This window comes from Streptomyces sp. NBC_01006, from assembly GCF_045162725.1.
Taxonomy (GTDB): domain Bacteria; phylum Actinomycetota; class Actinomycetes; order Streptomycetales; family Streptomycetaceae; genus Streptomyces.
In genome coordinates, this window is the sequence record NZ_CP108700.1 from 8,279,599 (window position 1) to 8,293,178 (window position 13,580).

General features: G+C 71.2%; 15 protein-coding genes. 6 read left to right on the forward strand and 9 right to left on the reverse strand.

Annotation, left to right across the window (positions count from 1 at the left end; translation table 11 throughout):
- Positions 1-93 precede the first annotated feature (93 nt).
- The 5 genes from OG509_RS37705 to OG509_RS37725 are packed head-to-tail and all read left to right on the forward strand — an operon-like array spanning position 94 to position 5,190.
- Entirely contained in the window at positions 94-1,281 is a 1,188-nt protein-coding gene (locus OG509_RS37705; RefSeq protein WP_406187078.1) for a branched-chain amino acid ABC transporter substrate-binding protein, read from the forward strand.
- Positions 1,282-1,287: 6 nt separating this feature from the next.
- Complete coding sequence (locus OG509_RS37710; protein ID WP_406187079.1) at positions 1,288-2,208, forward strand: branched-chain amino acid ABC transporter permease; 921 nt, start codon at positions 1,288-1,290, stop codon at positions 2,206-2,208.
- Positions 2,205-3,572, forward strand: a complete 1,368-nt coding sequence (locus tag OG509_RS37715) for a branched-chain amino acid ABC transporter permease (protein ID WP_406187081.1) — start codon at positions 2,205-2,207, stop codon at positions 3,570-3,572. The genes OG509_RS37710 and OG509_RS37715 overlap by 4 nt, the downstream gene beginning before the upstream one ends.
- Positions 3,569-4,423, forward strand: a complete 855-nt coding sequence (locus tag OG509_RS37720; RefSeq protein ID WP_406187082.1) for an ABC transporter ATP-binding protein — start codon at positions 3,569-3,571, stop codon at positions 4,421-4,423. The genes OG509_RS37715 and OG509_RS37720 overlap by 4 nt, the downstream gene beginning before the upstream one ends.
- Positions 4,420-5,190, forward strand: coding sequence for an ABC transporter ATP-binding protein (locus tag OG509_RS37725; RefSeq protein ID WP_406187083.1), 771 nt, complete (start codon positions 4,420-4,422; stop codon positions 5,188-5,190). Before OG509_RS37720 ends, OG509_RS37725 begins: the two co-directional genes overlap by 4 nt.
- Before the next feature lie 111 nt (positions 5,191-5,301).
- Here OG509_RS37725 and OG509_RS37730 read toward each other — a convergent pair whose 3' ends face one another.
- On the reverse strand, positions 5,302-5,859 hold the full coding sequence (locus tag OG509_RS37730) for a TetR/AcrR family transcriptional regulator (RefSeq protein ID WP_406187084.1): 558 nt from the start codon (positions 5,857-5,859) through the stop codon (positions 5,302-5,304).
- Between the two features lie 82 nt (positions 5,860-5,941).
- On the opposite strand from OG509_RS37730, the gene OG509_RS37735 reads away from it, so the two are divergent.
- Entirely contained in the window at positions 5,942-6,538 is a 597-nt protein-coding gene (locus tag OG509_RS37735) for a DUF2867 domain-containing protein (RefSeq protein ID WP_406187085.1), read from the forward strand.
- Between the two features lie 17 nt (positions 6,539-6,555).
- On the opposite strand, the gene OG509_RS37740 is transcribed toward OG509_RS37735, so the two are convergent.
- The 8 genes from OG509_RS37740 to OG509_RS37775 form a co-directional block, all read right to left on the reverse strand.
- Positions 6,556-7,959 (reverse strand): ATP-binding protein, encoded by a 1,404-nt coding sequence (locus OG509_RS37740; protein WP_406187086.1) that lies wholly within the window; start codon positions 7,957-7,959, stop codon positions 6,556-6,558.
- Positions 7,956-8,702, reverse strand: coding sequence for a response regulator transcription factor (locus OG509_RS37745; RefSeq protein WP_406187088.1), 747 nt, complete (start codon positions 8,700-8,702; stop codon positions 7,956-7,958). The genes OG509_RS37740 and OG509_RS37745 overlap by 4 nt, the downstream gene beginning before the upstream one ends.
- A 35-nt stretch (positions 8,703-8,737) precedes the next feature.
- Positions 8,738-9,304, reverse strand: a complete 567-nt coding sequence (locus OG509_RS37750; RefSeq protein ID WP_406187089.1) for a hypothetical protein — start codon at positions 9,302-9,304, stop codon at positions 8,738-8,740.
- A gap of 54 nt (positions 9,305-9,358) precedes the next feature.
- A complete protein-coding gene (locus tag OG509_RS37755) occupies positions 9,359-10,123 on the reverse strand; it encodes a cytochrome c biogenesis CcdA family protein (protein WP_406187090.1) in 765 nt (254 codons plus the stop codon).
- Entirely contained in the window at positions 10,120-10,734 is a 615-nt protein-coding gene (locus OG509_RS37760; protein WP_406187091.1) for a TlpA disulfide reductase family protein, read from the reverse strand. Before OG509_RS37760 ends, OG509_RS37755 begins: the two co-directional genes overlap by 4 nt.
- Positions 10,731-11,492, reverse strand: a complete 762-nt coding sequence (locus tag OG509_RS37765; RefSeq protein ID WP_406187092.1) for a thioredoxin family protein — start codon at positions 11,490-11,492, stop codon at positions 10,731-10,733. The genes OG509_RS37760 and OG509_RS37765 overlap by 4 nt, the downstream gene beginning before the upstream one ends.
- Positions 11,493-11,841: 349 nt before the next feature.
- Positions 11,842-12,402, reverse strand: coding sequence for a hypothetical protein (locus OG509_RS37770; protein ID WP_406187093.1), 561 nt, complete (start codon positions 12,400-12,402; stop codon positions 11,842-11,844).
- 169 nt (positions 12,403-12,571) lie between these two features.
- Positions 12,572-13,378 carry a CAP domain-containing protein gene (locus OG509_RS37775; RefSeq protein ID WP_406187094.1) on the reverse strand — a complete coding sequence of 269 codons (807 nt, stop codon included), beginning with the start codon at positions 13,376-13,378 and terminating at the stop codon, positions 12,572-12,574.
- Positions 13,379-13,580: the final 202 nt, after the last annotated feature.

Sequence of the window (13,580 nt, forward strand, 5' to 3'; positions counted from 1 at the left end):
CTACTGTGCCCCAGTCGCACGGGATCGACGTGCGGGTTCGGGGGGTCGAGAAAGCCTCCCCGGTCAATCCACGGATGGCTGCAGGGAGTAGAAGTGAACCGCAGGAAGATGTCGGTGATCGCCGCACTCGTGGTCACGGGCGCGACGGCGCTGACCGGCTGCAACAAGGACAGCGGCGCCGCCCGTGTCGGCAGCGACGGGAAGGCGATCTACAAGATCGGTTTCCAGGGCCCGCTCACGGGTGAGAGCTCCGCGATCGGCATCAACATGGAGAACGGCGTCAAGCTCGCCGTCAAGCAGGCCAACGCCCGCGGCGACCTGCCCTTCCACGTCGAGTACGCCCCCTCCGACGACGCCGGATCCCCGGACCAGGCCCCGGCCGCAGCGCAGAAGCTCATCGACGACGAGAGCGTCGTCGGCCTCGTCGGCCCCGCCTTCTCGGGCGCGGCCAAGGCCTCGGGCCGGCTGTACTCGGAGGCGAACCTGGTCTCCGTCTCCCACGCCAGCAACCCGAGCCTTCCCGAGCTGGGCTTCCGCTCCTTCGTACGCTCCGTCCCGAACGACAACGCCCAGGGCGGCGCGATGGTCACGTACTTCACCAAGAAGCTGCAGACCAAGAAGGTCTACCTGGTCGACGACAAGAGCGAGTACGGCGTCGGCCTGTCCAAGGTCGCCGAGAAGCAGCTCAAGGAAGCCGGTGTCGAGGTCGTCAAGGCCAGCGTCCCGGCGAAGACCCCCGATTACACCGCCGCCGCGACCGCCGTGAAGCACTCCGGCGCCGACGCGCTGATCTACAACGGGCTCTACGCGGACGCGGCACCGTTCGCCAAGAAGCTCAAGGACGTCGGCTTCGACAAGCCGAAGATCGCCAGCGACGGCACGTACGACAAGAAGTTCACCGAGCTGGCCGGTGACGCGGCCGAGGGCTGGATGCTGACCTGCCAGTGCCTCGACGCCAACGTGGACCCGGGCACCAAGCAGTTCGCCGAGGACTACAAGGCGGCGTACAAGACCGCTCCCGGCCTGTACGCGGCCGAGTCCTTCGACGCCACCAACCTCATCATCGAGCAGATCAAGTCGCTCGGCGGCGGCGACGGCGGCGACGTGCGGCGCGAGGCCGTCCTGGAGAAGGTGAAGAAGGCCAACTACAAGGGCCTCACCCGGCAGTTCTCGTTCAAGGAGAACGGAGAGTTCGCCGGGAACGGCATCTACCTCAGCGAGGTCAAGGGCGGCGCGATCACCCTCAAGGGGAACGTCGACACCCTGGTGAACGCGGGCTGAGAACCGATGACTCTGCTGGAATTCCGCGACTACCTGGTCCCGGGGCTCGCGCTCGGCGCGCTGTACGCGGTGATCGCCATCGGCTACACCCTGGTCTACGGCGTACTCAAGCTGATCAACTTCGCCCACAGCGAGGTGTTCATGCTGGGCGGCTTCGGAGCACTGATCGTGCTCACCGAGGTCGCCCCCGGCCACCCCTCCGGGCTGGTTTCGGCCCTGCTCGTCCTCCTCGGTCTGGTCGTCTCCGGCCTGGTCGGGGCGGGCACGGCCTTCGGTCTGGAGAAGGTCGCCTACCGGCCGCTGCGCAAGCGCAACGCGCCCGCCCTGATCTTCCTGATCAGCGCCATCGGCGCCTCGTTCTTCCTCTACAACCTCGCGGGCAAGCTCTTCGGGCGCGACCCCAAGTCCATGCCCGCGCTCTTCGACAACGGCGTGCTCTTCCACGTCCTCGGAGCGCCGGTCGACGTCATCAAGCTGCTGCTGATCGTCGCCGCGCTGGTGATGATCGTCGGTCTCGACCTGCTGGTGCGCCGTACCAAGCTGGGGTCCGCCATCCGGGCCGTCGCACAGGACCCCGAGGCCGCCGGTCTGATGGGCGTCGACATCGACAGAGTCGTCTCGCGTACGTTCGTGATCGGCGGTGTCCTCGGCGGAATCGCCGGTTTCCTCTTCGGCCTCAACAGTCAGGTGTCGTTCACCATGGGCTTCGCCCCCGGGATCACGGCCTTCGCCGCGGCCGTCCTCGGCGGCATCGGCAACATCCGCGGAGCCATGCTCGGCGGGATGCTCCTCGGCCTCGTCGAGACCTACAACGTTCCGCTGTTCGGGGAGGAATGGCGCTACGTCGCGGCCTTCGTGGTCCTGGTCGTGGTGCTGATGTTCCGCCCGACCGGCATCCTCGGCGCGAAGCTCGGGAGGACGGCATGAGCACCACGCTGCACGGTACGAAGGCGGTGGCCCCCGGGCGGGGTCCGGCCGCGGCCGCCGCGGGCCGCCCCTCCGCCGAGGCCCTGGCGGCCCTGCGCCGGGTGCGCTGGTACCGGCGTCCACGCTGGCGCAGGCTCGGCACCCTCACCGCGGTCGGCGTCCTGCTGGCCGTGATGACCGGGGAGCAGGGGTCCGGGGCGGACCTGCTGTTCTCGCTGCGCACGACCTTCACCGGGACCGCCCTGTGGTCCTGGACCGCCGCGGCCGTCGCCCTCTGGGCGGTCGCCGAGTTCGGTGCCGCCCCGCGCCGGGTCGTCGCCTCCGGTGCCAAGGCCGCCGCCGCGCCCCTGACCAGGATCCGCCCCGCGCTCGAACGCCGCCCCTGGCTGCGCGTGACGCTGGTCGTGGCCGGTCTCGCCGCGGCCGTGCTCCTGCCGCTGCTGTTCGACCGGTCCACCAACCAGGTGCTGGTCGACTGGGTGGGCATCTACATCCTGCTCGCCCTCGGCCTCAACGTCGTCATCGGCTGGGCCGGCCTGCTCGACCTCGGTTTCGTGGCGTTCTTCGCCATCGGCGGCTACAGCACCGCCTTCTGGAGCGGACACCTGCCCATCAAGCCACCGTTCGAACTGAACCCGTTCCTGTCCATCCCGGTCGCGATGGTCACCTGCCTCCTCGCGGGCATCCTGCTCGGCGCCCCCACCCTGCGCCTGCGCGGCGACTACCTCGCCATCGTCACCCTCGGCTTCCACGAGATCATCTACCTGATCGCGAAGAACGCCGAGTCGGTGACGGGCGGCTCCCTCGGGGTCTTCGGCATCCCGCACTTCTCCGTGGACCTCGGCCCCCTGCACTACCGCTGGGGCCTGGACCCGCTGGACTACCTGTGGCTGCTGATCGGCCTGATCACGGGTCTGGTACTGCTCTTCCGCAAGCTGGAGCGCTCCAAGATCGGGCGTACCTGGGAGGCCATCCGGGAGGACGAGGTAGCCGCCGCCGCGCACGGCGTGGACACGGTGAAGTACAAGCTGATGGCCTTCGCCATCGGCGCCTCGACCTCCGGGATCGCCGGCGCCGTGTACGCCAGCAAGGTCGGGTTCATCAACCCCGAGAACTTCCCGCTGCTGTACTCGGTGCTGGTCCTCGCCTACGTGATCTTCGGCGGGATGGGCTCCGTCCCGGGCGTCCTGCTGGGGGCCGCACTGCTGGCCTACCTGCCCCACGGCCTGAAGGACGTGGTGGACCAGAAGGACCGGTTCATGTACCTGGGCGCCCTGCTGGTGGTCATGATGATCTACCGCCCGCAGGGACTGCTGCCCGCCAGGCGCCGCAGGCGCACCGTACCCATGGAGGGAGAGTCATGACGACCACGTTGCCGGAACGGAAGGCAGCGGCGCGCACCGCCTCCGGCCCCGTCCTGGAGGCATCGGGGGTGACCCTGCGCTTCGGCGGCCTGGTCTCCCTGTCCGGGGTGGACCTCACGGTGTGCCGGGGCGAGATCCACGCGGTGATCGGCCCCAACGGCGCCGGGAAGACCTCCCTGTTCAACTCGCTGACCGGTGCCTACACACCGCAGGAGGGGCGCGTGCTGCTGCGCGCCGACGACGGTACGCAGCACAGCCTGCTCGGCCGCAAACCGCACCACATCAACCGGCTCGGCGTGGCCCGCACCTTCCAGAACATCCGCCTCTTCGCCGCGCTCACCGCCCTGGAGAACGTCAAGGTCGCCGCGGAGAGCAGCAGCCGCTCCGGGCCGCTCGGCATCATGCTGGGCCTGCCCCGGGCCAAGGCGGAGGAGCGCGCCGCCGAGGAGAGGGCGCAGCGGCTGCTCGCACTGCTCGGCCTCGACGGCCGGGCCGACGAGACGGCCGGATCGCTCTCGTACGGAGACCAGCGCCGCCTGGAGATCGCCAGGGCCCTCGCCACCGGACCGCGGCTGCTCCTCCTGGACGAGCCGGCGGCGGGCACCAACCCCACCGAGAAGCGGGACCTGGCCGCGCTGATCCGCCGGATCAACGGTGAACTCGGCATCAGCGTGCTGCTGATCGAGCACGACATGCCACTGGTGACCTCGGTGGCCGACCGGGTGACCGTGCTCAACTTCGGCAAGGTGATCGCCTCCGGCTCGCCCTCCGCGGTGCAGCGCGACCCGGCGGTCGTGGAGGCCTACCTCGGCGCCTCCGACACGAACTCATCACAGGGGGAGACCCGATGACCGTCGCGACACTGCGGGAGCGGCAGACCGCGACCGCCGCACCGACCACCGCGATCCTGGAACTCGCCGGCCTTCACGTGTCCCACGGTGCGATCAGTGCGCTGAAGGGCATCGACATGGTCGTCCGCGAGGGCGAGGTGGTCGCGCTCCTCGGCGCCAACGGCGCCGGCAAGACGACCACCCTTCGCACCGTCTCCGGCCTGCACGCGCCCGCTTCGGGAGCCGTGCGGTTCTGCGGGGAGCGCATCGACGGGCTCCCCTCCCACGCGATCGTGGGCCTCGGCATCGGTCACTCGCCGGAGGGCCGCAGGGTCTTCGCCGACATGACGGTCCTGGAGAACCTCCACATGGGTGCCTACCGCTTCAAGCGGCAGCGGCTACGACAGGAGGACCTGGAGCGGGTGTTCGCCCTCTTCCCCCGCCTGGCCGAGCGGCGCACCCAGCAGGCGGGCACCCTCTCGGGCGGCGAGCAGCAGATGCTGGCCATGGGACGCGCCCTGATGGGCCGTCCCGAACTACTGCTCCTCGACGAGCCGTCGATGGGCCTGGCGCCGCTGGTCGTGGCGCAGATCTTCGAGATCATCAAGGAGATCAACGCACAGGGGACGACGGTGCTGCTGGTCGAGCAGAACGCCGCCCAGGCCCTGAAGGTCGCCGACCGCGGCTACGTCCTGGAGACGGGTCGGATCACGATGCAGGCCCCGGCCTGCGAACTCCTCGACGACCCCCGCGTCCGCGCCGCCTACCTCGGCGAAGCCGCCCGCTGACACAGCCGCTCGGTGCTCACGCGGGCGGCTCACACAGCGACCCCGCCCGGCACTTCCAGGCCCTCGCCACCCGCCCGCCCGCTGCACCAGGCCCGTCCAAGTCGGCTGACGTCAGCGGAGGAGCCACTGCCTGGTCCGGGCCATGACCTCGGCGCGGGAGCGACCGGGGTGGTCAGCGGCGATGAAGTGGTAGCCGATCCGGAGGGAGAAGGCCAGCATGCAGCGGACCTCGACTTCGTCCTCGTCGGGGCAGAAGGAGCGGAACAGGGAACGCAAGTAGTCCATGCGGCGGTTGTCGCAGCGGCGGAGGCGCTGTGCGACGTCTTCGTCGCGCCGGGCCCAGTCGCGGATCGCGAGGTCGGCCGCGACGCCCGTGGTCGGGCCGTCGGCGGATGAGGCGATCGCGAAGAGGCGCTCCAACTTGGCCCTCGCGTCTCCTCCGCCGCTCTCGACCTGCTCGATCACCGACTCGGTGACCCTGCGCTCCCAGGTGTCGAGCATCTCGGTGAGCAGAGCGCCCCGGTTGTCGAAGTACCCGTAGAAACCGCCCTTGCTGACGCCGAGCGCCTGCGCCAGCGGCTCGATTCGCACGGCTTCCGGGCCGCCGGCGGCCAGGGCCTTGAGGCCCTCCTCGATCCACTTGCCGCGAGGCGTCCGCGTCACGCCCATGATGTACCTCCCTCGTCCATACGGTGCCGTATAGATGGTGCTAGCTTGATCTATACGGCATCGTATAGATAGGAGCCAACTGATGAGACTCCCCGTCACCGCCCACACCTCCCGCCCCTGGCGGATCCACGAGATCGCCGGCGACTTCCGGATCGAAGACGTGTGGGCACTCCCGACCCCGGGCGGCCCCGACGACCTCGCGCGACTGGTGGACCAGTTCACCCACGGCACCGGGGAACCCGTATCCGCCCCGATCCCGCGCACGCTCTTCGCGATCCGCCGGAAGCTCGGCAAACTCTTCGGCTGGGACAAACCCGGTGCCGGGGTCGGCACCCGTATGAGCTCGCTCCGGAACCGACTGCCCGAAGACCTCCGCGAGGGTCCCCGGGGCGCCGACCCCGGCGCGGTTCCCTTCACCTCCGTCTACCAGACCCACGACGAGTGGGTGGCCGAGATGGGCAACCGGACGGTGCACGGCCTGCTGCACATCGGCTGGGTCCCCGACGGAACCGGCGGCTACCGAGGCCAGATGGCCATCCTGGTGAAGCCGAACGGTCGCCTCGGCATCGTGTACATGGCAGCCATCAAGCCCTTCCGATACCTCGGCGTCTACCCGGCCCTGATTCGGGGCATCGGCCGCGAGTGGCAGTCAACCGCCGCCGAACGAAATGCGGATTGACCGCATCGAAATCGGCCCTACCGTCTGCGGGGCCAGGCCGGCCGGCGGCGGGAGATGCGCGGCCTGCGGCCGGCGGGAGCCCGCGCCGCCAGGGCGAACGACACCGTGATGTGCGCGCCTCCCAGGGGGCCGCGGCCGATGTGCACCGAGCCGCCCGTCGCGGTCGCGGCCCGCCCCGCGATGTCGAGGCCCAGCCCGGTGGAACCGGTGCTGCTCCCGCGGGAGAGGGCCAGGTCCGGCTCGGGGATGCCCGGTCCTCCGTCCGCCACGACCAGCTCCACGGCCTGGGCCGTGCGTACGACCTGAACGGCGAACGGGGTCCCGGGCGCGGTGTGGCGGAAGATGTTGCCGATGAGTGCGTCCACCACGGCGGCGACATCGTCGTCGGACAGGCCGACGGTTGTGGGTTCCTGGGTCAGGTCGAGCGAGCAGGACCGGTTCTGCTGCTCCGCCAGGACCGACCAGAAGGTGGTACGGCGGCGGACCACGTCGGCAGCCTCGCAGCGCGGGCCCGACGCCCCGGCCCCGGCGTCGTGGCCGGTGGGTGGTTCCGTGCCGAGCATGCCCTGGCCCATGGGGCCGACGGCGAGCGGGGTGCGCGCCGCGGCGATGATGGCCCGAAGTTCCGCCTCCAGTTCACAGACGGCCGCCTCGACCCTGGCCGACTCGGGTGTGCCCTCCATGCGCTCCGACGCGAGGTGCAGTGCGGTGAGCGGCGTACGCAGCCGGTGGGAAAGATCGGCGACGAGTTCACGTTCGACGGCGAGCAGCTCGGTCATCCGGTGCGCCATCGCGTTGAAGGCGACGCCCGCGTCCCGCAGCTCCTTGGGGCCCACGGGGTCCACGCGGGTGTCCAGGTCGCCCTGTCCGAGTGCGCGCGAGGCCTGGGCGAGCTTCTTCGAGGACCTGACGACCTTCGCGCCGAGACGGTCGGCGACCAGGACGGAACCACCGATCAGCGCGACCGCGAGGAAGGACATGACCGCCCACGATTCCTTGACCCCGTGGGTCAGTTCCTCCTCGGGCACGAAGTTCTCGATCACGGCGACCCGGTCGCCGGGGAGCACCACCGGCTGCAGGCAGATCCAGCCGTCGGGGATCGCCTGGGAGATGGACTCCCGTCCCTGCTGCGCCCGTTCGAGCAGCGCCGCGGGCGCCTTGGAGCTGCCGAGGGCCCCGGCGTCCGCCGGCAGGTGAACCACCAGCTGTTGGGCCGGGTCCAGGCTGGCGACGGACTCCCGCAGGGCGGAGGGATCCGTGGTCAGCGTGAGGACGGGGGCCAGGGCGGCGGCGCGTTGTTCGGCCGCGGTGACGGCCTGTGCCTTGACCAGCGACATCACCAGTGCGCCCAGCGGTATGAGGAAGGAGAGGGCGACCATCGAGGTCACGGCGAGCGCCACTCCGGCCAGTGATCGTCTCAACGCGGTGCCACCAGTTTGATGCCGACGCCGCGGACGGTCAGCAGGTATCGGGGGGCCGCCGCCCGTTCGCCGAGCTTGCGGCGCAGCGACGACAGGTGTACGTCGACGGTCTGGTCGTCGACGTACGGCTCACGCCAGACCTCGGTCAGCAGACGGCGTTTGGAGACCACCTGGCCGGGGTGGCGGGCGAGGAACGCGAGCAGGTCGAACTCCCGGCGGGTCAGGCGCAGCTCCACGCCGGCCAGGTACGCGGTGCGCGCGCCCGGGTCCACGGCGAGTTCGCCCACGGTGGTGGGGTGCAGCGCGTCGGCCGCCGGAGCGTCCCGTCCCCGTGTCACCTGTGCTCTCCGCGTCCCCGGCGCGGGTCCGGTGGCGGGAACGTGAGCGGTGCGCCGCAGGACGGCCGAGAGGCGCGCGACGAGCTGTCCGCCGGAGAAGGGCTTGACCAGGTAGTCGTCGGCGCCCGCGTTGAGGAGGCTGATGATTTCCCGCTCGTCGTCGCGGGCGGTGGCCACCAGGACGGGTACGGAGGAGATGCCCCGGATCATGCGCAGGGCGTCCCCTCCGTCCAGATCGGGCAGGCCCAGGTCGAGGACCACCGCGTCGAAGGGCGTCTGGGTGACCTCCCGCAGGGCTCCGAACCCGTCGGCCGAGCTGCGTACGGCATACCCGTGTTCCGTCAGGACCTCGATCAGTGACTGGCGGATGCTGGGGTCGTCTTCCACGACCAGGACGCTGGGCATGGGGGACACCTTAGGGTCGGCCGGGTGAGTTGCGGCTAGTGGGGGTTGAACGTCGCGCGGTCGCCGGTGACGTGCAGGTGCACCGGGCGGTCGGAGACCGGAATCGTACAGCCGTCCTGGGTGCTGCAGCTCGCGTATCCGATCAGCACCGTCGCGTCCCCGTTTCCGTCGGCGCGGACCAGCAGCGTGGTGGTGACGGGGCCGTCCGGGTAGACGGGCACCGGGGTTTCGACGCCGGGCACGGTGATCGACCGTGGTTCCGCGGAGGCCGCCAGCCTGCCCTCCGCCTTGAGGGGCCCGTTGACGGCCATCGCCGTCGGTCTGCCCACGCCCTCCACGCCGTCGGCCGGCAGATCGGTGCTGTAGAGGTGGAAACCCTTGCGCTCGGGCGTGAAGACCGCGGTGAGCGTGCCCTTCGAGGCGTGCCAGTCGGACACCGAGAGCGTGACCGTGACCCCCTGCTCGGTGAAGCTCGTCGTGGGTGCGGAGTCGCGGGCGCCCTCGGCGTGTTGACTGCCGCATGCCGCGAGGGCGGCGGAGGAGAGGAGGGCGGCCATGACCCGGGCCGTCCGGGAATGCCGTATGTGCAGCGAAAAGTTCATGTGCGTCTCTGTATCTCTGTGGAACGGATCGGACCGGACCGGATCGGATCGGTGCTAGAGGGCGGTGGTGAAGTCCGTGCTCCACAGCTGCAGCGTGTAGACCAGGTCGTTCCACACCCCGGTGGCCAGCAGTACGCCGACGAGGACGAGCAGACCTCCGCCGGCCCGCAGGACCCACGGGTAGTGGCGTTTGACCAGGCCGAAGGCGTCCAGGGCGCGGCGGAAGGCCAGCGCGGCCAGGACGAACGGCAGGCCCAGCCCGAGGCAGTAGGCGGCCATCAGCAGGGCTCCGCGGGCCGCGCTCGCCTCGGTCCAGGCCAGTGCCTGGACGGCGGCCAGCGTCGGGCCGATGCAGGGGGTCCAGCCCACTGCGAACACCGCCCCCAGCACGGGGGCTCCGGCCAGACCCAGCGCGGGCCGCCGGCGGCTGCGGAACTCCCGCTGTGCGAAACCCGGCAGGAACCCCATGAAGGACAGGCCCATCAGCACAGTGAACCCGCCGACCACCTGGGTGACCGCCTCCTGGTGGGCCAGCAGGACGCGGCCGAAGTGGCCGAACAGGGCGCCTCCGGAGACCAGGACCGCCGTGAAGCCCAGGACGAACAGCAGGGCTCCTGTCGCCATGCGGCTGCGGCGCCCGCCGTGCGCGTCCGCCAGGTCGGAGACCGACAGGCTGGTCACGTAGCTGAGGTAGCCCGGTACGAGCGGCAGTACGCACGGCGAGAGGAAGGAGACGAGTCCCGCGACGAGCGCCACCGGGGCTGCGATCAGGAGTGTCCCGTTGACGAGGGCGGGGGCGTCCGCGGCGGCGAGCGTCATGACCCCTCCTCCGCCACGTGCGCGAGCACGGGCCGCAGCTGCTCCTCGGTGACGGCGCCCCCGATGCTGGCGGCGATGCGTCCGCGGCGGTCGATCACGAGGGTCGCGGGGACCGCCTGCGGGTTGAGCAGCGCGGGCGGGAAGCGGAGCAGCAGTTCGCCGGTGGGGTCGGGCAGGCTGGGGAAGGTCAGATCGTGTGCGCGTACGAAGGACCGGGCGGCCGCCCGGTCCCGGTCCCTGGTGTTGATTCCGAGGAACCGGACCCCGTCGGCCCGGGTCTGCCGGCTGAGCCGCTCCAGGTCGTCGGCTTCCGCCCGGCAGGGGCCGCACCAGGAACCCCAGACGTTGAGGACGACGACGTTGCCCCGCAGCCTTGCGAGGCTGACCGGCTTCCCGTCCAGGTCCTCGCCGGTCAGTTCGGGCGCGTCCGATCGGGAGCCCGGGTCCATGACCGCGGCTTCGGCCGCGGTTCCCACGACCGTGCCCGCCTGCTCCTTCGGCGCCCCGTGTCCTGCGCCGTCCGTGGCGAGGCCGGCGAGGACCAGAGCGGCGGCCACCGCGAGTCCGGCCCCGGCCGGGACGACGACCGAGCACCGGGCCGCTCGTCTCATGACGCCCACTGGCGCAGGAAGGCGTTGATGCCCTCCGGGGTCAGGGACGGGTTGCCGGTGACGTGGGTGTCGGTGCGTACGGTGCCCGACGGGGAGACGACGACCAGCACGGGCATCGTGTAGGTGCCGCCGGACGGGCTGTACTTGTGCAGGAGCGCGGAGTTGGCGGAGCTGTTGCCACCGATGTCGATCTTGACCATCTGGTACGAGGCTCCGAGGATAGCGGCGGTCTGGGGCTGCGCGAACACCTTGTCGGCTGCCTTGCAGTTGCCGCACCAGTTCGCGCCGAAGTCGAGCAGCACCGTCCGCCCCTCGGACTTGGCCGTGCGCAGGGCCGCGTCGATGAGCTTCTGCGCGTCGGCCGAACTGTCGTAGCCGGGTCCGGGTACGGCGGCCGGCCGGGCCGCGGAGGACGTACGGGACGGCTTCGCCGACGTCCCGGTGCCGGCGGACCCGGTCTTGGCGGGCGAGGAGCCGGGTCGAGGGGTGGAGGACGCGGACGCCGAGGCGGATGCGGTCGGGGACGCCGAAGGCGACGCGCTGGCGGACTCGGAGGCGGAGGCGGAGGCGGCGGAAGGCTCCGGGGAGGGAGAGGCCGCGGTCGGCGCGGCGGATCCGACGGGCTGGGTGGACGGCCCGCAGGCGGCGGTCAGACCCGCCGCGACCACGGCCGCGGCGACCAGCGGCAGTCGCATCCCCCGCGGCGTGCCGGGGCGGGGCGGCTGCGTACGACGGTCGGAGCGGACGGGTCGGAGCATGCGAGAAGTCATGGCGAAGACACCCCAGGGCAGGACGGATCGGAAATGCGGGAAGGGCAGGGCCCCCCGGCTCGGCGAAACGGGCGGCCCGACGGATCGCCGGGGTCACGCCCCGGCGCCGATGGCCGCTCGGCTGAGGCGAGCATAGGACCGCTCCGGGCCGCCGGAACCGGCTCTGCCCGATCTTGAGGATGCCCTAAGGAACAGCTCACCTTCAGCTTCGCCGGAGCCCGATGCGGGGGCGGGCGCAGGGTGATGAATCCCGTCAAAGGGGGCGGGGCTGCGCCGTGTTGTCACCGACGGAGCGACGGACCGACGGACCGGCCCGAGTGTCCGGCGCGGCCAGGTGTCAGAGGGAAGACTCGCGGACGGTGGCCTTCGCCGACGGATCGATCGTCGCCGTCACGACCGACCGGTGATCGGCGCTGGTGAACGTGACCGAGAGGGTGTCGTCCGAGGTCTGCGAGGTGGTGGTCTTGAAGCCGCGGTCCGGGACCGCGGAGATCAGGCACACACCGCGGCTGCCGTACCGCACGGTGACCTTGCCGCCCTGCGAGGGGACGGTGTACAGGCCCGGTCCGCCCTCCGCGCAGTCCACGGTGCTCTTGGAGGCGTTGGTCCGGGAGGTTCCCGGCGAAGCCTTGGCGGGGGTGGGGGACGCGGCGGAGGGGGACGGCCGCTGCGTCACCGACGGCGAAGGGCTCGCGGACGCGCTCGGGGGCGGCGTGCTCGGCGACGGGGTGCCGGCCTGCCATGCGGGCGGTGTCTCGATGACCGTCGGGGCGGACCGGGCGACGGGGGGCGTATGGCGGGTCGAGCCGACGACGAACTGGACCGTGGCGAGCACGGCGGTCACGCTGGTGGCCGTGCACGACAGCCATATGAGCAGGTAACGCGGAAGTCGGGGCACGGACCCATAGTGGCGGACGCGCCCGCAGGCCCGTCACCGCCTCCCCCTTGCGGGGAACCCGGGGTTCCGCAGGGCCGGTACGGGCGGCCGGGCCGGCGAACGCCGACGTCCTCCGTACCCGTGGACGGGTCGGAGGACGTGGGGACGTGGGGACGTTCGGTGGTGGGGGCTACCTGGAGGCGCCGAAGTCCTGCGTCCACCACGGGCCGCCGTCGCCCTTGTGCACGCCTATGCCGATCTCCTTGAAGGCGCAGTTGAGGATGTTGGCCCGGTGGCCGGAGCTGTTCATCCACGCGTTCATCACGGCGTCGGCGTCGGCCTGGCCGCGGGCTATGTTCTCGCCCAGGTTGGACCAGGAGTAGCCGGCGGCTTCCACCCGGCTGGTCATGGTGGACCCGTCGGGCCCGGTGTGGGACATGACGCCGCTGCGGGCCATGGTGTCGCTGTAGGCCCGTGCGGCTGCGCTCAGCTTGCTGTTCGAGGTCAGCGGGCCGCACCCGGCGGTGGCCCGCTCCTTGTTGACCAGGGCGAGGACCGCCGACTCGCTGTCCTTGTCGACCGTACCGGAGCCACCGGAACCGCCGGAGCCACCGGAACCGCCGGAGCCCCCCGAGCCACCGGACCCCCCGCCCGTGGTCGCGGGCTTGCGCGTCGGCTTGTCGCTCTGGGCCGATGCCGACTTGGCCGCAGTGCTGCTCTCCGCCGCCGAGGGCTGCGCGGGAGTGGCGGACCCGGAGGCGTCGGCTCCGGGCGTCCCGGACGGACTCGGGCTCATCGTGGCCGAGGCCTCGCCGGTGGGGGCGGGAGGGGTGGGGGCAGCCGTTCCGGCGCCGGTACTCGCCTTCCCGGACAACGGTCCCGCGGCGCCATCGGTGTGCCCTCCCCCGCGCGCAGCACCGTCCGAGTCGGCCACCGCGACGCCGACCGCCACCGCCGCGGCGGCTGCGGTGACGGACAGCACGATGCGCGTGCGCACCGTCTTCCTCCGTCGTGCTTCGACGCGGGACGGATGTCCGGGAGTACGGCTGGGGCTCATGCCGGTAACACCTCACAAGGCAGGGGAGGAGCGGATTCCGTCCGAGCCTAGGCTGGTGACCAGCGAAAAGAGCGATCTGGAGGGGTTCTTCAACTTCCCTTAAGGAAGCCCGCAGGATCGGCGCAGGGGCGATCCGGGCAAT